The 17,152-nt window shown below is 65.5% G+C and carries 16 protein-coding genes; 8 read left to right on the forward strand and 8 right to left on the reverse strand.

Features of this window, described 5'->3' with window-relative positions:
* The first annotated feature begins 15 nt into the window (after positions 1-15).
* Genes yjgA through MA09_RS17170 form a run of 3 tightly spaced genes read left to right on the forward strand, consistent with a single transcriptional unit; the run spans position 16 to position 1,895 of the window.
* A complete protein-coding gene (yjgA, locus tag MA09_RS17160) occupies positions 16-618 on the forward strand; it encodes a ribosome biogenesis factor YjgA (protein WP_036251178.1) in 603 nt (200 codons plus the stop codon).
* Positions 596-1,213, forward strand: coding sequence for a molybdopterin adenylyltransferase (gene mog / locus MA09_RS17165; RefSeq protein WP_036251180.1), 618 nt, complete (start codon positions 596-598; stop codon positions 1,211-1,213). Before yjgA ends, mog begins: the two co-directional genes overlap by 23 nt.
* 16 nt (positions 1,214-1,229) lie before the next feature.
* The gene (locus MA09_RS17170) at positions 1,230-1,895 is read left to right on the forward strand and encodes an alpha/beta hydrolase (RefSeq protein ID WP_036251183.1); all 666 of its coding nucleotides are present in this window, start codon (positions 1,230-1,232) and stop codon (positions 1,893-1,895) included.
* A gap of 156 nt (positions 1,896-2,051) precedes the next feature.
* On the opposite strand, the gene MA09_RS17175 is transcribed toward MA09_RS17170, so the two are convergent.
* Entirely contained in the window at positions 2,052-3,377 is a 1,326-nt protein-coding gene (locus MA09_RS17175; protein ID WP_036251186.1) for an aspartate aminotransferase family protein, read from the reverse strand.
* Between the two features lie 121 nt (positions 3,378-3,498).
* Between MA09_RS17175 and MA09_RS17180 the strand changes: the two genes are divergently transcribed.
* Positions 3,499-4,053 carry a carboxymuconolactone decarboxylase family protein gene (locus tag MA09_RS17180; RefSeq protein ID WP_036251189.1) on the forward strand — a complete coding sequence of 185 codons (555 nt, stop codon included), beginning with the start codon at positions 3,499-3,501 and terminating at the stop codon, positions 4,051-4,053.
* Positions 4,054-4,057: 4 nt separating this feature from the next.
* Here MA09_RS17180 and MA09_RS17185 read toward each other — a convergent pair whose 3' ends face one another.
* From MA09_RS17185 to MA09_RS17200, 4 genes are all read right to left on the reverse strand, one after another.
* A complete protein-coding gene (locus MA09_RS17185; RefSeq protein WP_036251192.1) occupies positions 4,058-4,906 on the reverse strand; it encodes a fumarylacetoacetate hydrolase family protein in 849 nt (282 codons plus the stop codon).
* Positions 4,907-5,130: 224 nt separating this feature from the next.
* Positions 5,131-6,444, reverse strand: a complete 1,314-nt coding sequence (locus tag MA09_RS17190; RefSeq protein ID WP_081897656.1) for a sorbosone dehydrogenase family protein — start codon at positions 6,442-6,444, stop codon at positions 5,131-5,133.
* Positions 6,445-6,528: 84 nt separating this feature from the next.
* A complete protein-coding gene (locus tag MA09_RS17195; protein WP_051933546.1) occupies positions 6,529-7,812 on the reverse strand; it encodes an MFS transporter in 1,284 nt (427 codons plus the stop codon).
* Between the two features lie 44 nt (positions 7,813-7,856).
* Positions 7,857-9,290, reverse strand: coding sequence for a KamA family radical SAM protein (locus MA09_RS17200; protein ID WP_036251195.1), 1,434 nt, complete (start codon positions 9,288-9,290; stop codon positions 7,857-7,859).
* 384 nt (positions 9,291-9,674) lie between these two features.
* Here MA09_RS17200 and MA09_RS17205 point away from each other — a divergent pair, with 384 nt between their 5' ends.
* Positions 9,675-10,133, forward strand: coding sequence for a cache domain-containing protein (locus MA09_RS17205; RefSeq protein WP_036251197.1), 459 nt, complete (start codon positions 9,675-9,677; stop codon positions 10,131-10,133).
* Positions 10,134-10,169: 36 nt separating this feature from the next.
* The gene (locus MA09_RS17210; protein WP_051933547.1) at positions 10,170-11,909 is read left to right on the forward strand and encodes a methyl-accepting chemotaxis protein; all 1,740 of its coding nucleotides are present in this window, start codon (positions 10,170-10,172) and stop codon (positions 11,907-11,909) included.
* 17 nt (positions 11,910-11,926) lie between these two features.
* On the opposite strand, the gene MA09_RS17215 is transcribed toward MA09_RS17210, so the two are convergent.
* Positions 11,927-12,496, reverse strand: coding sequence for a DNA-3-methyladenine glycosylase (locus MA09_RS17215; RefSeq protein WP_036251200.1), 570 nt, complete (start codon positions 12,494-12,496; stop codon positions 11,927-11,929).
* A gap of 165 nt (positions 12,497-12,661) precedes the next feature.
* Here MA09_RS17215 and MA09_RS17220 point away from each other — a divergent pair, with 165 nt between their 5' ends.
* Positions 12,662-13,519 carry an HDOD domain-containing protein gene (locus MA09_RS17220; RefSeq protein WP_036251202.1) on the forward strand — a complete coding sequence of 286 codons (858 nt, stop codon included), beginning with the start codon at positions 12,662-12,664 and terminating at the stop codon, positions 13,517-13,519.
* 74 nt (positions 13,520-13,593) lie between these two features.
* The gene (locus MA09_RS17225) at positions 13,594-14,772 is read left to right on the forward strand and encodes a tetratricopeptide repeat protein (RefSeq protein ID WP_036251205.1); all 1,179 of its coding nucleotides are present in this window, start codon (positions 13,594-13,596) and stop codon (positions 14,770-14,772) included.
* Positions 14,773-15,075: 303 nt separating this feature from the next.
* Here the strand turns inward: MA09_RS17225 and MA09_RS17230 are convergent, their stop codons facing one another.
* Together MA09_RS17230 and MA09_RS17235 are read right to left on the reverse strand one after the other, a co-directional pair.
* On the reverse strand, positions 15,076-15,618 hold the full coding sequence (locus MA09_RS17230; RefSeq protein ID WP_051933548.1) for a DNA-deoxyinosine glycosylase: 543 nt from the start codon (positions 15,616-15,618) through the stop codon (positions 15,076-15,078).
* Between the two features lie 52 nt (positions 15,619-15,670).
* Positions 15,671-16,945: an alpha-amylase C-terminal beta-sheet domain-containing protein gene (locus tag MA09_RS17235; RefSeq protein ID WP_036251208.1), complete on the reverse strand. Its 1,275-nt coding sequence runs from the start codon at positions 16,943-16,945 to the stop codon at positions 15,671-15,673.
* Between the last annotated feature and the right edge of the window lie 207 nt (positions 16,946-17,152).

The raw sequence follows: 17,152 nt of genomic DNA on the forward strand, positions 1-17,152 counted from the left end.
GTCAATCCATAGATCATGCCTAATCCAAACCGCGGCTCCGTGGGCTTCCAGTCCAACGAGTTCGACCAAGAATACGAACGTCCTTCCAAGTCCGAAGCCAAGCGCCAGTCGAACGAGCTGCAGAAGCTCGGCGAACAGCTGGTCGATGCGCCGCGCGACCGCGTCAAGCGCGTCGAGATGCCGGAAGACGTCAAGGAAGCCATCCTCACCTGCCAGAGCATCACCAACCACGAAGGCCGCCGCCGTGCGCTGCAATTCGTGGGCAAGAAGATGCGCACGCTGGACGAGGAAGAAGTCGAGGTGATCAAGCGCACCATCGAGGGCTGGAAAGGCGCTTCCAAGGCCGAGACCGCCGCGCTGCACGCCCTCGAGCGCCGCCGCGAAAAGCTCCTCAGCGACGACAAGGCCCTGACCCAGCTGCTGGAAGAGCATCCGGAACTGGACGTGCAGCAGCTGCGCACCCTGATCCGCAACGCGCGCAAGGAACAGGCCGAGAACAAGCCGCCGAAAGCCTACCGCGAGATCTTCCAGATCCTGAAGGACCTGGGCAAGAAGCCGAAGCAGGCGCAAGCCGATGACGAGGAAGAAGCCGGCGATGACGAGTCCGACGACGAGTAAGGAAGTCATCATCGGCCTGGTGTCGGTCTCGGACCGCGCCAGCGGCGGCGTCTACGAGGACAAGGGCATTCCTGCCCTCGCCGACTGGCTGGCGCAGGCGATCACCACGCCTTACCGCATCGAGACCCGCCTGATCCCCGACGAACGCGCAGAAATCGAACGCACCCTGGTCGACCTGGTCGACAATGTGCGCTGCCACCTGGTGCTGACCACCGGCGGCACCGGTCCGGCACGGCGCGACGTCACGCCCGAGGCCACGCTCGCCGTCGGTACCAAGGAAATGCCGGGCTTCGGCGAGCAGATGCGCCAGATCAGCCTGCGTTTCGTGCCGACCGCGATCCTGTCGCGCCAGACCGCGGTAATCCGTGAGACCGTCGACCATGCAGCCTTGATCATGAACCTGCCGGGCCAGCCCAAGTCGATCAAGGAAACGCTGGAAGGCTTGAAGGACGACGCCGGCAACACGGTCGTCGGCGGGATTTTTGCCGCCGTCCCCTACTGCATCGACCTGATCGGCGGCCCCTACATCGAAACCAATCCGCTCGTGAGCAAGACCTTCCGCCCGAAGTCGGCGCTGCGTCCTCCGGCTGCTTGAACCTATAAGGAAACACATGGAGCTGCTGCAAAACATCGAGATCGAAACCGCGCCGAACCCGCAAGCAGCGGTCATCTGGCTGCACGGCCTGGGCGCAGACGGCAACGACTTCGTGCCGCTCGTGAACGAACTGGACTTGTCTGGCCTACCGGGCATCCGCTTCGTGTTCCCGCATGCGAAGACGATGCCGGTCACGATCAACGGCGGCTACGTGATGCGCGCCTGGTACGACATCACCGGCGCGGAGCTGACCCGCCGCGAGGACGAAGGCGGCCTGCGCGCTTCGCAGCGCGACGTGGAAGCCTTGATCGCCCGCGAAAAGGCACGCGGCATCCCGGCCTCGCGCATCATCCTGGCCGGCTTCTCGCAGGGCTGCGCCATGACGCTGCAGACCGGCATGCGCCATCCGGAAAAGCTGGCGGGCATGCTGTGCCTGTCCGGCTACCTGCCGCTGGCCAATGTGGTCATCAATGAACGCACCCAGGAAAGCCTGGCGACGCCGATCTTCATGGCCCACGGGACCCACGACAACGTGGTGCCCTTCGCTCGGGCACGCGAGTCGAAGGACGTGCTGGTGTCGCTGGGCTACGGGGTCGAGTGGCACGAGTACACCATGCAGCACTCGCTGTGCCTGGAAGAGGTGCAGGATATCTCGAAGTGGCTCAGGAAGGTGCTGGGGTAGGTAGGCGTGATCTGGTCCAGTGGACCAGATCACGCTTTGCCGAACGCGCGTTCAAATCACGCTTGAATCAACGCTGCGGCTGATCTTGCACTGGTTGAACGCGCGGACGGCATCCGCGCTGACGATCATTCCAATTTCAAGGTGGAGCCGTCCACCCTACTGTTTCAACGCCGCCTCCACCGCATCCGCCAGCCGCGACACGATCTCCGACAGGTCGGCCGCCGTCGCAATGAAGGGCGGCGCCAGCAGCACGTGGTCGCCGTATTGCCCGTCGATCGTCCCGCCCATCGGGTAGACCATCAGCCCGTTTTCCATCGCCTTGGCCTTGATCGCCGCATGCAGCTTGCGCTCGGGCGCGAAGGGCCGCTTGTCGGCGCGGTCCTGCACGAACTCCAGCGCCAGGAACATGCCGCGCCCGCGGATGTCGCCCACGTGCTCGTGCGTCCCGAACACGTCGCCCAGCATGCGCCGCAGCGTGGCGCCGCGGCTGCGCACGCGCCCCAGGAGGCCGTCGCGCTCGATCACCTTCTGCACTTCCAGGGCCGCCGCCGCCGCCACCGGATGCCCCATATAGGTGTGCCCGTGCTGGAACATGCCGCTGCCGCCCCGCAGGCAGTCGACGATGGTCTGGTGCGCCAGCACCGCGCCGATCGGCTGGTAGCCGGCGCCCAGGCCCTTGGCGATCGCGATGATGTCCGGCGCCACGCCGTCCTGCTCGATCGCGTACATGGTGCCGGTGCGGCCCATCCCGCACATCACTTCGTCGGCGATCAACAGGATGCGGTAGCGGTCGCAGATCTCGCGTACGCCCTGGAAATAGCCCGGTGTCGGGGGGATCGCGCCGCCGGTAGCGCCAACCACCGGCTCGGCGACGAAAGCGATGATGTTCTCGGGCCCGGCCTTGAGGATGTTGGTTTCCAGCTCGTCGAGCAGCCCGGCGGTATAGTCGTCCACGCTCTGGTGCGGGGCGCGGCCGCGGTATTCATAGCAGGCACTCACCCGCAGCGTGTCCATCAGCAGCGGCGCGAAGGCCTTGCGGCGCCATTCGTTGCCGCCCACCGCCAGCGCGCCCAGGGTGTTGCCGTGGTAGCTCTGGCGCCGCGCCATGAACAGGTGGCGCTGCGGCTCGCCCGCTTCCACCCAGTACTGGCGCGCCAGCTTGAGCGCCGTCTCCATCGCCTCCGAGCCGCCCGAGACGAGGTAGACGCCGCCGATGTGCTGCGGCGCGCCGGCGATCAGGCGGTCGGCCAGCTCCTCGGCCGCGTCGGTGGTGAAGAAGGCGGTGTGGGCATAGGCGCAGCGGTCGATCTGGCGGTGCATCGCGGCGATCACGTCCGGATGCCCGTGCCCCAGCGAGGACACGGCGGCCCCGCCGCTGGCGTCGATGTAGACCCGGCCGGCCCTGTCGCGGATACGGATACCGTCGCTCGAGACCGCGGTCGGCGGCACCTGGCGCAGGTTGCGGTGGAGGATATGGCTCATCTCAACTCCCTTGGTCGGAACAAGAGTTTGACAATAAGCGTGCTCGGCGCCGGTTCTTTTGATTTTCGACGGACGCTGTGCAATTATTTTCTAATTACAACACGCTGCCCTCACGCATCCCATGACCGACCGCCTCGGACCGATTGCCCTTGACGCCATGACCCCGGCCCAGCGCGCCGCCGCCCAGGCCATCGTCGACGGGCCGCGCGGCGCCGTGTACGGGCCTTTCGTGCCACTGCTGCGCAGCCCGGAGTTGATGGAATACGCCCAGCGCATGGGGGAGTACCTGCGCTACCGCAGCGCGATCGGGGTGCGGCTGTCGGAGCTGGCCATCCTGGTCACCGCGCGCCAGTGGAACCAGCAGGTGGAATGGGCGATCCACGCGCCGATCGCGGCCCAGGTGGGCATCCCGGCCTCGGTGATCCATGCCATCGCCGAGCGGCGCCGGCCGGACGACATGCTGGTGGACGAAGCGGTGGTGCACGACTTCTGCATCGAACTGCACGAGGGGAAGTCGGTCTCGGACCGGCTGTACGCGGATGCGCTCGCGCTGTTCGGCGAGCACGGCGTGGTCGATCTCATGGGGATCAACGGGTATTACACCTTCCTGGCCATGGTGATGAACACGGCCAGGACGGCGGTGCCGGCAGGGTGTGCAGCGCGCCTGCCGGACTAGTTGCTTACTTGGGGAAGGCCACGACTTCCTGCTGTTGCTCCCCCAGGCCGGCGATGCCCAGGCGCAGCTTGTCGCCCTTCTTCAGGAAGCGCTGCGGCGAACGTCCCATGCCCACGCCCGGCGGCGTGCCGGTGGTGATGATGTCGCCCGGCTCGAGCGTCATGAAGCGCGACACGTAGCTGACGATTTGCGCCACCGTGAAGATCATCTTCGAGGTATTCCCGGTCTGCATGCGCTTGCCGTTCAGTTCCAGGTAGAGATCCAGGTCCTGTACGTCATAGATTTCGTCGCGCGTCACCAGGAAGGGGCCGACCGGGCCGAAGGTGTCGCAGCCCTTGCCCTTGTCCCATTGCGAGCCCATCTCGAACTGGAAGGCGCGCTCGGACACGTCGTTGACGACGCAGTAGCCGGCCACGTACTTCAGGGCCTCGTCTTCGCTCACGTATTGCGCACGCTCGCCGATCACCACACCCAGCTCGACTTCCCAGTCGGTCTTCTTCGAGCCTTTCGGCAGCTGGATCGGGTCGTCCGGGCCGTTCAGGCAGCTGATGGCCTTGGTGAAGAAGATCGGTTCCTTGGGCACCGCGGCGCCGGTCTCGAGCGCATGGTCGGCGTAGTTCATGCCGATGCCGATGAACTTGCCGACGCCCTTGACCGGCACGCCCAGGCGCGGATTGCCGCGTACCAGCGGCAGGGTCTTCCAGTCGATCTTCGCCAGCTTGCGCAGCGCCTTGCCGGACAATGCCGACGCGTCGATGTCGTCGATGATCCCGGACAGGTCGCGCAGGCGGCCCTCTTCGTCGAACAGGCCCGGCTTTTCCTTGCCCGAGCGGCCATAGCGCACCAATCTCATTGTTGTCTTTCCCCGTTTGTAAATCCAGAACGCCCAGGATGGGCAAGCGGGCGATGATACCAAGGATCGGCGGGGAAGGCTTCGGTCTCTCTTGGTAAAAGGGTGTGCGTAGGGTGGACGGCTTCGCCGACCGCGTTCAAACTACGATCGCGTTCAACAAACACATTTCGGTCCGCCGGCGCTTGCTGAACACGCGGTCGGCAGAGCCGACCACACCCTACGGTTTAACGAGCCGGCGTCACCCGCCAGATCACATTCCCGACATCGTCCGCCACCAGGATCGCCCCCTTCCTGTCCACCGCGACGCCGACCGGGCGGCCGTACGCATCGCCATCCTTGTTGACGAAGCCGGTGAGCAGCTCGACCGGTTTGCCGGCCGGCTTGCCCTCCTTGAACGGCACATAGACCACGTTGTAGCCGGACAAGGGCCTGCGGTTCCAGGAACCGTGCTGGCCGATGATCGCGCCGTTCCTGTACTGGGGCAGCAGCTCACCGGTATAAAAGGCCAGCCCCAATGCCGCCACGTGGGCGCCGAGCGCATAGTCCGGCACGATCGCCGTGGCCACCAGGTCGGGGCGTGGCGGCCGGACGCGCTCGTCCACGTGCCTGCCGTACCAGCTGTAGGGCCAGCCATAGAAGCCGCCGTCCTTCACCGAGGTCAGGTAGTCGGGCACCAGGTCGCTGCCGATCTCGTCGCGCTCGTTCACCACCGTCCACAGCACGCCGGTTTCCGGGTTCCAGGCCAGGCCGTTCGGATTGCGCAGGCCGGAGGCGAAGAGGCGTGTCTTGCCGGTGGCGATATCCACTTCGAGGATGGCGGCGCGGTTCACCTCCTGGTCCATGCCGTGTTCGGCGACGTTGCTGTTCGAGCCCGAGGTCGCGTATAAGCTGCGTCCGTCCTGGCTGGCGATGATGTTCTTGGTCCAGTGGTGGTTCAGCGGCCCGCCCGGCAGCGGCGCCACCGGTTCTGCCTTCGCGGTGATGAGGGTATCGCCCTCACGGTAGGGGAAGCGCACGATGCCGTCGGTGTTCGCCACGTACAGCATGTCGCCGACCAGCGCCATGCCGAAGGGAGAGTTCAGGCCGTTCAGGAACACGTTCTTCAGCTCCGCCACGCCGTCCCCGTCCGCGTCGCGCAGCAGGGTGATGCGGTTCGCGCTCGGCACGCCCGCACCCGCCCGTTCCATCACCTTTTTCTGCACAAACGCCTTGATCCCCTTCTTCGCCGGCCGCTGCGGCGCATTGCTCTCGGCGACCAGCACGTCGCCGTTGGGCAGCACGTGGAGCCAGCGCGGATGGTCGAGGCCGGAGGCATAGGCATTCACCGCCAGTCCCGCCGCCGCCATAGGCCGGGCGCCCTGCGGCCAGCCCTTGGCGGGAGCGATGTCCACGGTCGGGATCAGGGACTTGACCGGCGACACGAGCGTCGGGTGGGTACCGACGTCCGCACCGGGAGACAGCGTGGACCGGTCGCCGCAGGCGGCGAGCAGCAACAGCATGGCGCAGCTGGATAGGCGAGGCAGGAGGTGGTCGCGCATGGTTTTCTCCCTGTAAGGACAGACGGCACGATACTAGCCAATCCGGCAAGATCGCGCCATCCCTTCCAGCAAGGAGAACCGGCTTCAGGTGGGAACCGCCTGGACCTCCTCATCGTCCTTGGGCGCCAGCGCAGCCTCGCGCCGCCGTCGCCGCACGAAGCCAACCAGGCCAGGCAGCTGCGCCAGTACCAGCACGGCAAACGCCGCACGGTAGGCCATGGCAGGGACCTGTCCCGCGTCGTCGAGGGGCCACAGGCCGACCAGCAGGCCGAAACCCGCCTGCACCACGAAGGCGCCGATGAAGATCAGGAGGTTCAGGCAGGTCGCCGCGCGTCCGGTCAGCTCGCGCGGCATCGACTGCGCAATGATCGCGTACTCGATCCCGGTGATCGTCCCGACCAGCGTGAACAGTACCGACAGCAGCTGGAAGCTCGGCTTGTAGTTGAGCACGAAGGCGGCCTGCACCAGCAGGAAGATAGCGATGCCGGCGGCGGCCACGTCCAGTGGAGCGATGCCGCGTCGCCCTGCCCACTCGGTAATCATGCCCACCGCGATGGCGCCGAAGATCACCGATGCCATTCCCATGTAGAGCAGGTAGGCGACGGCGTCGTCGGGAAAGCGCGCGACGTCCGATAGCCAGCGCCCGATCCATAGCCCCTGGATGCCGAAGAACACCGCATGCGGGAGCAGGACCAGCGAGGCCGTGGTGCGGAACACCGGCGCCCGGAACACCTCGCGCAGCGCCTGCCCGAGCGGTCCGCGCTTGGGTTCGGGCCCTTTGTCGCGGGGGTACACGAGTGCGATCAGCAGGCCGGAGCACGCGGTCAGCCCGGCCAGGATGACGAACAGGCCGCGCCAGTCGGTGTAGTCGAGCACGAGGCGCACGGGCATGGTGGCGGAAGCGGCGCCGAGTCCTCCTACTGCGATCAGGTAGCCGTGCACCGAGGGCAGCCTGCTCGGTGTGATCCAGGTGGAGACTGCCTTGACCGCCGCCATGAAGCAGCCGCCCAGGCCCAGGCCCATGATGGCGCGCGCCACCACGAGCTGCCCGAAACCGGTGCCGCGCGCGAACAGCAGCGCCCCGATGGCGCCGACCAGCATCATCGCCAGCTGCACCCTGCGCGGTCCCCAGCGGTCGAGCGCGATCCCGACCGGCAGCTGGACCAGCGCGAAGGCGAAGAAGAAGGCGCTGGTGAGCAGTCCCAGCTCGCCCGGGGTGAGCGCGAGCGCCCCCACCAGGTCGGGAGCGAGCACCGCGTTCACGTTGCGCAGCAGCGTCGACAGGTAGTGTCCCAGCGCGAACGGCAGGAACACGTAGAAAAAAACCGCCACGCCGGACAGGCATGGCGTGGTGGCGGAGTCCTGCATGGCCGGGTCCCGGATGGGGTCGCGTGCGCGTGTCCGGCCCGGCTTCAGGCGGCGTCCTGGGCAGGGTTCTTGCCGCAGCTTCCGCCGGCTTCGCCGCCCAGCAGCTGCGCGGCCGGCACCAAAGGGATCACGCGCCCGCCCGGTCCGCCAGGTTCACGTAATGGGCCCGCGCTCTCCTGCTCGAAGAAGAACTTGTCGCGCCCGAAGGCCGGCTTGAGATGGTCCAGCCAGGTGGCATCGGGATCGTACTTGGCGAAGAAGGGACGGCGCACCCATTCCGGATTGCGCGCCTGCAGGAACTGCAGCGCAAACAGCTTCTCGCCGTTGATCGTGACCACGCCGTCGATCACCACCTTGCCGGGAAAGGCGCTCATCGAAGGACCGCGCACGGTGCGCGACAGGCCCGACACCATCGAATAGGCTTCCTGGAAGATCTGGTGCGCGCGCGCCAGCGGCAGCGAAAAATAGTCGCGCGGGCCGGTGTCGCGCTCGACGAACATGTAATACGGGATGGCGCCCAGGCGTACCCCGGTGGTCCACAGCTCGGCCCAGCTCTTCGGGTCTTCGTTGATGTGGCGGATCAGGGGGCCCTGCATGCGCAGTGTGGCGCCGGTGCCGACGATGCGCTTGACCGCCTGCTGGGCGATCGGGTGGCGCAACTCGACCGCGTGGTTGTAGTGGCCCATGATCGCGAGGTTTTTGCCGGACCTGACGACCTTCTCGAACAGGCGCATCAGGTCGTCGCTGTCCTTGTCCGACACGAAGCGCTGGGGCCAGTAGGCCACCGACTTGGTGCCGATGCGGATGTTCTGGATATGGGCCAGGTTGGGCTCGAGCAGCGGCTCGAGGAATTCGGCCAGCGAACGCGTGTTCATGATCATCGGGTCGCCGCCCGTGATCAGGACGTCGGTGACGTCCGGATGGGTTTCGAGGTAGGACACCAGTTCACTGCACTCGCGCGCATCGAACTTCATGTCGTCCATGCCGACGAATTGCGGCCAGCGGAAGCAGAAGGTGCAGTAGGCGTGGCAGGTCTGGCCCGAGCTTGGGAAGAACAGCACGGTTTCCTTGTACTTGTGCTGCAGGCCCTTGAGCGGCGCGTCGTTGACGCGCGGGACGTTGTGCGTCATCTGCCCGGCCGGGTGCGGGTTCATGCGCATGCGAATGCCGTGCACCAGCTTGGCGACGGCCGCCTCGTCCTTCCTGTACAGCACCAGGTCGCGCAGCTGCTCATATTCGCTGGCGGGCAGCATGTCGCGGTGCGGGAAGGTGAGCCGGTAGATCGGATCGTCCGGCACCTTGTCCCAGTCGATCAACTCCTCCAGCACGTAGGCGTTCACACGGAACGGCAGCACATGGGACACCACCTGCACGGCTTCCTGCAACTCTGGCGTCAGCCATTGCCATTGGCGCGCCGTGTGGATCGTCTGCCGGGTGTAAGGCTTGAACTTGGAGGGCGTCGATTCGGTCGTGGTCACGGGAATTCTCCAGGAAACGTAGGATGAAAGAACCGGCGGCGGGAAAAGTTGCGTGTGCAATGTTGCCGGGAAGAATCCATCTTACGTTACGGAAATTATGGAGAATTGCCGTCAATCAATCGGATTGGTCCTATAGCGGGAGGTAAAACAAGGAAGGTGCGAACGCTTCGATTCCTGGACAGGCATAAGCGATGTAACGCTTCCGACACGCGCGCAGAAGCTCGGTGACGCAAGCCTCGGCATCAACTGACACCAATGCGCAACGTTCCTACCCCACTACGCAATGCAGTTGCGCGACCGCAACTCCTCGCCATCTTAGCCCGGTACATTTACCAATGCACTTTAGCAATATTGATCCCAGAACATTCCACTCAAGGAGTCAACATGAAACTGTTCGCCACCACTGCCGCCGCCCTGTGCCTGGCCATCGCCACCACGCCCGCCCTCGCCAATGGCCCGACCGAGAAGGACGCCATCGCGATGGTCGAACGCGGCATTGCCCTGGTCAAGGCCAAGGGCAAGGACGAAATGATCAAGAAGATCAACGCGAAGGATGCGGAATACGTCCAGGGTGAGCTGTACATCGACATGCGCGACCTGAAGACCGGGATCGTGCTGGCCCACCCCTACAACCCCTCGATCGTCGGCAAGGACCTGACCGATGTGCCGGATGCGAACGGCAAGAAGTACCGCCGCGAGATCATCGAACTGGCAGCCGCCAAGGGCAAGGGCTGGGTCGACTACCAGTACAAGAACCCGACCAGCGGCAAGATCGAGCCGAAGACGACCTTCATCCAGCGCGTCGACGACGTGGTGCTGGAAGCCGGCATCTACAAGAAATAATCCCGCTCAACTTCCTGTCCAAGCCCGGAGTCAAGCATGCTGAACAAACTGCGGATCGGCCCGAAACTCCTGCTGGCCCCGGGCCTGGTGCTGGTGCTGCTGACGTTGCTGTCGGCAGCCGCCTATTACGGCATGGTGCGCCAGAATGCCTCGCTCGAACACATGGTGCAGGTGCGCGCCGCGCGCCTGCAGGCCGTTGCCGACGTGGCGGGCGAAGCGCGTTTCGCGCATGCCAACATCTACCAGTTGCTGGCCTGGGTGAACGGCAGCTTCGCAAAGGAACGCCTGGACGCCCTCACCGCCGACATCCACAAGAAGCACGCGGCGATTGCAGCCAAGCTGGGAGAACTGTCGAAGGGCGCCGCGCCGGGCGAGCGGGCGCCGATCGACAGCGCACTGGCGGGGCTGGCGAGCTACCGCAAGATGGTCGTCGAGACCATCGAACTGGCCCAGGTCGACCAGTCGATCGCCACCAATTCGATGCAGAAGGCCGAGAAGCAGTTCGTCGCCCTCGACGGCGGCCTGCAGAACCTGGCGGCGCTGGAAAAGAAGCTGAGCGTGGAAGCGCACGCCGCCGCCAAGGCCGAGTTCCGCATACTTGGCCTCAGCATGGCCGGCCTGGTGCTGCTGTCGATCGGCCTGTCCCTGGTGGTGACGATGCTGGTGCGGCGCGCCATGCTGGCCGATATCCACTCGATCGCCACCGTGGTGAATGACCTGGCCGAGGGCCGCCTGCGTCCGTCCGGCACCCCGGGCGGCGGGCGCGACGAGATCGCCGACACCTCGCGCGCCCTCGACCATTCCATCTCGCGCCTGAACGGCGCCCTGCACAGCATCCTGAACTCGGTGCGCTCGATCGATACCGCCTCGAAGGAAATCGCGAGCGGCAACCTGGATCTGTCGACCCGCACCGAGCTGCAGGCCGGCTCGCTCGAACAGACCGCCAGCACCATGGAAGAACTGACCACGGCGGTGAAGGAAAACGCCAACAACGCACGCCTGGCATCGGACCTCGCGGCCGAAGCGGCCCAGCTGGCCGCGAACGGCGGCCAGGCCGTCGGCCGCGCGGTAGCGACGATGGAATCGATCCAGGCCAGCTCGCGCAAGATCGTCGAGATCACCAGTGTCATCGACGGCATCTCCTTCCAGACCAACCTGCTGGCCCTGAACGCTGCGGTGGAAGCGGCGCGCGCCGGCGAACAGGGACGCGGCTTCGCGGTAGTGGCCGCCGAGGTGCGCACGCTGGCCCAGCGCTCGGCGGCCGCGGCGCGCGAGATCAAGGGCCTGATCGCCGACTCGGTGAAGATTATCGAGGATGGCAGCGCCTCGGTGAGCGAAGCCGGCTCCAGCATGGGCGACATCGTCGCCTCGGTGCGCCAGGTGAGCGACATCATCGGCCGCATCAGCATCGCCAGCACCGAGCAGGCCGACGGCATCGCCGAGGTGAACAAGGCGGTCGGCCAGATGGATGGCATGACCCAGCAGAACGCGGCGCTGGTGGAAGAAGCCGCAGCCGCGGCCGAGAGCCTGCACGAGCAGACCGTCAACCTCGCCAAGGCGGTGTCGATCTTCAAGATCGACGGCATGGAAGATGCGGACATCGCCGCTGTCCATGCCGGGGACGAGGAGGCCGGGGAAGACGAAGGCGACGAAGGCTTCCAGGGCCTGCACGAGCGGCGCGCGGCGGGAAGCCCGATGCGCGGACGCGCGGTGGCGGCCCTGCCCGCGGCCAGCACGAAGGGAGCGCAGCGGCGCCGTAGCGCCCGAGGCGCCTGACGAAAGAACGCCTGCGCTCAGCGGAACGGGCGGCTGACGTAACGCGAGCCGGCCAGCCCAAAGCGCCAGGGCACATCCATCGCCTTGGAGATGCCGATACGCGGTCCGGTCACCACCTCCAGCCCCGGCGGTCCGGGCAGGATTTCGAACGGCGGGGTTGATAAGGCCATGCCGTTGTGGGCGCGGGTCACGCCTAGGGCCTGGCACAGCTTGCCCGGACCCGAGCACAGCAGCCACGCATTGTCCGCATCGCGGCGGCGGCGCATCTCGTCCAGACCGACCAGCGGCTCCAGCGCGCGGATCAGGACCCCGGCCCCATGGCCCTCTTCGCGGCACACGAAGTTCAGGCACCAATGGATCCCATAGGAACGGTAGACATAGGCGTGGGCGGGCGGACCGAACATCGAGGCATTGCGCTCGGTCGGGCCGGAAAAGGCGTGCGAGGCCGGGTCTTCGCGGTCGTAGGCTTCGGTCTCGACGATCCTGCCGCCGACGCCGTCCACCAGCACCGTCACGCCGATCAGTTGGCGCGCCACGATCTCCGCCGGTTGGGAAAAATCGATTCCTGCTATTGTCGAAATGGCCATATCCCGATTCTAACCCGGCCTGATTTTCGCTGTCGCGTTGGTGTAGTGATACAAAATATGGTCTGAAGGATAAGCCTTTCCGATTGCTCTGCTGCAATAAAATAAGTGCTGGGGTATAGTGATACGTTGTCAGTTTCCCTTCCGCAACCCCTCCGTCCCGCGCTCATGAATACCGTCGCCGATCCCGTCCCGCAACTCGACCAGGTCGATGCCCTGATCAAGTCGATCCGCATCCCCCCTCGGCCGAGCCTGCTCGCAGACATGCAGCGCGAACTGGCTTCGGAAGACCCGTCCCCCGAGACGATCGGCAAGATCGTCGCGAGCGACGTCGGCATGTCGGGCGCGTTGCTCAAGCTGGCCAACTCGGCGATCTACGGGGGCCGGCGCAAGGCCAAGTCGATCGAGCAGGCGATCCTGTTCCTGGGCATCAACCAGGTCGCGGCCCTGATGACCGGCCTGCTGGCGCGCCAGGCGATTCCTGCCAACAGCGCGGCGCTGGCCAGCTTCTGGGACATCTCGACCCGCCGTGCCCAGGCCATGGTGTTCCTGTCGCGCCGCCTGCGCATCGGCGAACCGGACGTCGCCCACACCTTCGGCCTGTTCTGCGACACCGGCGTGCCGCTGCTGATGGAGCGCTTCCCCGATTACGGCGCAACCTACGCCGCCGCGTCGCTGGAAGTGGAGCGCCCGTTCACTGCGCTGGAGGATGAACGCCACAGCACCAATCACGCGGCGCTCGGCTGCCTGCTGGCGCGCAACTGGGGCCTGTCGGGCGACGTCGGCTGGGCCATCCTGCACCACCACGATTTCGCCGTGCTCGACGACGCCTCGAGCGCCGGCACGGTGCGCTCGCTGGTCGCCCTGTCGGTGCTGGCCGAAAGCGCGATCTGCCGCTACCAGGGCCATGCCGAATCGCTGGAGTGGAACAAGGGCGGCGCCGCCGCCTGCGCCTACCTCGGGCTGGCGGACGAGGAAACCGCCGAGCTGCTGGACGAACTGGTGGAAGCCTTCCACGAAGAATAAAGCAAGTAAGTACACATCTTTACATCACTCCTGCACAGGCAGATACTGCCTGTAAGTACACCCGGGAGTGAACCATGAAGTACTTCGCCATCCTGCTGTCCCTGTCGCTGTCCCTGCTGGCGGGGTGCGCCAGTGTGCAGCCGCCCGCCGCGCCCCTCCCTCCCTTCGCCGATGCGCGCTTCGCGCCGCCGTCCGAGCCGGTCGGCGCCACCGACCTGTTCACCCTCAGTCCGGCGATGCGCTCCTACCTGAGCAGCCCGTCCTTCACCAGGCACCTGCGCCAGAGCGGCCTGCGCCACGGCCTGGTCGACGCGCTGTACAGCAAGACCGACCTGAAGCTCGAGTACGAGTCCTCGAAGACCCGCACCGCCGCGGAAACCTACGCCGACCGCTCGGGCAACTGCCTCTCGCTCGTGATCATGACCGCGGCCTTTGCCAAGGAACTGGGCATGCCGGTGCGCTTCCGCAGCGTCAATGTAGGCAATGCCTGGAGCCGCGAGGCGGGCTTGTACCTGGGCAGCGCCCATGTCAATATCGCCGTCGCCGAACCGGTCGACAGCGGCTTCCGCAGCAGCGGCCTGGCTGAATTCCTGATCGTCGACTTCATCCCGCAGGACCAAGCCGCACGCCTGCGTGCCCGCGAACTGGACGAAGACGACATCGTCGCGCTCTACATGAACAACCGCGCGGCCGAGATGCTGGTGCAGGACCGCATCGACGACGCCTACTGGTGGGCGCGCGCCGCGGTAGACAAGCGCCCCGGGCTGATCTCGGCGCTCAACACCCTGGCCGTGATCTACAACCGGCACGGCGAACTGGCGCTGGCCGAGCAGACCTACCGCGTGGCACTGGCGCGCGAGCCGGAGAACGTCATGGTCATGCGCAACCTGCAGCCGGTGCTGGCCACGCTCGGCAAGCACGCCGAGGCCCAGACGCTGGCGCAGCGCGTCGCCAGCATCGAACCCTTCCCGCCCTACCACCACTTCGACCAGGGCATGCTGGCGCTGCGCGCGGGCGACTTCGAAAAGGCCAGGAGCCTGTTCGAGCGCGAGCTCAAGCGCGCGCCCTACAACGACGAGTTCCTGTTCTGGCTCGGGGTGGCCCACTTGCGCCTGGGCGACGTCAAGCATGCGCGCGAACAGATCGCCAGGGCGATCGAGAACAGCACGCGGCAGGAGATGCGGCAGGTGTATTCGGCGAAGCTGGCACACCTGCGCCGGACGGGGGCGGCGACGGGGACGATGATCCGCTGATGTAATCGGCTACCGCATCGACGTTCGGGCGGCGCCGTGGCGGATAAGTTTGGCAAGCCGATTCCGCGCCCGGTTCACTTCCCGCATCGATCCTGTGCCAACAGTATTCAGCGCGAAAACAACCACTCTCCATTTGCTTGTTTCCGCACCTCGGGATAGCTCTTTCCGCTTTCGCCACTCGAGTCGGACACGTAGACGACTTCGAAACGCAGCGTGTTCGCGGATGGCATGGTCCAGCCATGGATCCGCTGTACCGTCAAACAAGAGGATTTATCGAGACATTACTCGACGCAAATTGCTGAATCAAAAGAATGAATGCTGCACTGGCGCCGGCACCGATTCCGGATCCGCAGGCCGGTTTAATGTCGCCCAAACCTCCAGCTTCTGCTCGAACGTCATCGCCATATGCGCCGGCGAACTCGACGGCAGCACGACGGTGCGATATCCGGCAGCCGCGAACTGCGGCGCGAACTTGCCGGAAGCCTGGCCGTTGAAGCCGACCGTTTCCAGTTTCGGACACAGGGTGCGCAGGCGTTGGAAGTCATTGGCGGCAGGCTTGCGGATGGCCGAGTCCAGGCTGCCTTCGCGCTCGCAGCCGGCCAGCACGTCCCACAGGCCCACGTGATGGACGAGCAGGCGCGGCAGGCGTTCGGCATAGGGAAGCGCAGCCAGGTCCTCCTTGACCACCGCCGAGATCAGGCGCCAGAACTGATTACGCGGGTGGGCGTAATACTGCGCGGCTGCGAGCGATGCCGCGCCGGGAAAGCTGCCCAGCACGAGGATACGCACTTCAGGATCGATGACCGGCGCAAGGCCGCTCAGGGTCGGGGATGGTACTGTCGTCATGCCCGCATTGTAGCGGCGCCATGATCGGCGCCGCGCTTTCTTGCCCGGCTGCTTACTTCATCCAGACCGCGTAGTTGGTGCCCGAGGTCTGCAGCGTCCAGCCGGCGCCCGGGCTCCAGCTGTTCGGGCCGATCTTCATCGCCAGCTGGCGCGCGCTGCCGGTGACGATCGCCGCGTATAACCCTTGGGTGGCGGCCTGGATCGCGACGGGCGAGGTCGAATGCACGCCCGCCGTGCGGCGCGCCGCCATCAGCGCGCTGATCGGCGTCTTCAGGTTCCAGTTGTAGATGTGCGGATAGTAGACCGTCGGGATGCCCGGATGGCTCAGGATATAGGCATAGCCCTGCATCACCGCGCCGCACGGCACCGGCCAGTGGTTCTGCCCGACGCCGCAGCTCTCGGAAGGCCCGGTGTCATGGTTGTCGACGAAGGTCACCGCCATCGCCGGCCACCAGCCGACCGCGCCCTGCGGCTTGCCGGAGGAATCGCGCAGGCGCCAGTAGTTGCCGTTGGCCAGGGCGTCGTTGAGCAGGCCTTTGGTCGTGAAGTCGAAGGCGCCGCAGCTGCTGCCGGTGCCGTTGATCCAGTTCATGATCTGCTGGCGGTGGGCGTCGATGTTGTTCAGGTCGAGGTCGGTCCACAGCTCGCCCACGCAGAACTGGGCGCCGAAGGCGTTCGCGTACTGCCCGGCGTACTGGGCGCCGAAGCCCTTCACGTAATCGAAGCGCAGCCCGCTGAAGCCGACCGGCTTGATGGTGTAGTTGAGCCAGTTGATGATGCCGTTCTGCGTTTCGCCGACATTGGTATGGTCGATGTCGCGGCCGGCATTGAAGCCCGAACCGGTATCGCCATTGCCGAGACCGCAATTGCACTCGTCGTTGTTGGCGATCGTGTAGCGGGTCCAGTTCGGGTTGGTGAAGTCGGACCAGCCGGTCGAGCCGACGCGGTGGTTGACGACGACGTCGGCGATCGCCCGGATGCCGTTGTTGGTGAAGGCACGCACCACGTTGGTCAGCTCGGCCGAGCTGCCGTAGCTGGAGCTGAGGTTGTTCAGCTGGCGCGGCAGATAACCCTCCCTCGCCGCCGAGTCGGACGACGGCGGCAGCCACACATGGCTGAAGCCCATCGCTTTCAGGTCGGCGACATTGCCGGCCAGGGTGTTGTACCAGTTCGGGTTGCTGTATCCCGCCGAGTTCCAGTGGAAGCCTTGCAGCAGGACGGCAGGACTATTGCCGGCCTGGGCCGGCGGCGTGGCGGCGCCGGCATGGGCCGACAACATGAGGGCACTGGTTGCGAGCAGGGCTGTAACGCTGACTTTCTTCTTCATGTCTCCTCCGGGTCGGTATTGCGGATTGGGTGATGAATCTCATTTTTTTCAGAAGCGGCAACCACGGTCAACAGCCATGCAAAACCAGTAGTTTAACTACGAAGTACGGTAACAAAGTCGTGCATACATGGAATTGCCTGGTACATTTTCTGCTCGACGTATATGCATGTCAATTGAATCATGGGAAAGTTATGTAGTTCCGCTACT

This window comes from Massilia sp. BSC265 (assembly GCF_000740675.1).
GTDB lineage: Bacteria > Pseudomonadota > Gammaproteobacteria > Burkholderiales > Burkholderiaceae_D > Telluria.

What these genes read in the sequence shown, in the direction of transcription:
- MA09_RS17215 (WP_036251200.1), bottom strand. Translation starts at nt 12,496, where the DNA reads ATGGCCATTTCGACAATAGCAGGAATCGATTTTTCCCAACCGGCGGAG.
- MA09_RS17190 (WP_081897656.1), bottom strand. Translation starts at nt 6,444, where the DNA reads ATGCGCGACCACCTCCTGCCTCGCCTATCCAGCTGCGCCATGCTGTTG.
- MA09_RS17175 (WP_036251186.1), bottom strand. Translation starts at nt 3,377, where the DNA reads ATGAGCCATATCCTCCACCGCAACCTGCGCCAGGTGCCGCCGACCGCG.
- MA09_RS17180 (WP_036251189.1), top strand. Translation starts at nt 3,499, where the DNA reads ATGACCGACCGCCTCGGACCGATTGCCCTTGACGCCATGACCCCGGCC.
- yjgA (WP_036251178.1), top strand. Translation starts at nt 16, where the DNA reads ATGCCTAATCCAAACCGCGGCTCCGTGGGCTTCCAGTCCAACGAGTTC.
- MA09_RS17205 (WP_036251197.1), top strand. Translation starts at nt 9,675, where the DNA reads ATGAAACTGTTCGCCACCACTGCCGCCGCCCTGTGCCTGGCCATCGCC.
- MA09_RS17170 (WP_036251183.1), top strand. Translation starts at nt 1,230, where the DNA reads ATGGAGCTGCTGCAAAACATCGAGATCGAAACCGCGCCGAACCCGCAA.
- MA09_RS17235 (WP_036251208.1), bottom strand. Translation starts at nt 16,945, where the DNA reads ATGAAGAAGAAAGTCAGCGTTACAGCCCTGCTCGCAACCAGTGCCCTC.
- MA09_RS17220 (WP_036251202.1), top strand. Translation starts at nt 12,662, where the DNA reads ATGAATACCGTCGCCGATCCCGTCCCGCAACTCGACCAGGTCGATGCC.
- mog (WP_036251180.1), top strand. Translation starts at nt 596, where the DNA reads ATGACGAGTCCGACGACGAGTAAGGAAGTCATCATCGGCCTGGTGTCG.
- MA09_RS17195 (WP_051933546.1), bottom strand. Translation starts at nt 7,812, where the DNA reads ATGCAGGACTCCGCCACCACGCCATGCCTGTCCGGCGTGGCGGTTTTT.
- MA09_RS17225 (WP_036251205.1), top strand. Translation starts at nt 13,594, where the DNA reads ATGAAGTACTTCGCCATCCTGCTGTCCCTGTCGCTGTCCCTGCTGGCG.
- MA09_RS17230 (WP_051933548.1), bottom strand. Translation starts at nt 15,618, where the DNA reads ATGACGACAGTACCATCCCCGACCCTGAGCGGCCTTGCGCCGGTCATC.
- MA09_RS17185 (WP_036251192.1), bottom strand. Translation starts at nt 4,906, where the DNA reads ATGAGATTGGTGCGCTATGGCCGCTCGGGCAAGGAAAAGCCGGGCCTG.
- MA09_RS17210 (WP_051933547.1), top strand. Translation starts at nt 10,170, where the DNA reads ATGCTGAACAAACTGCGGATCGGCCCGAAACTCCTGCTGGCCCCGGGC.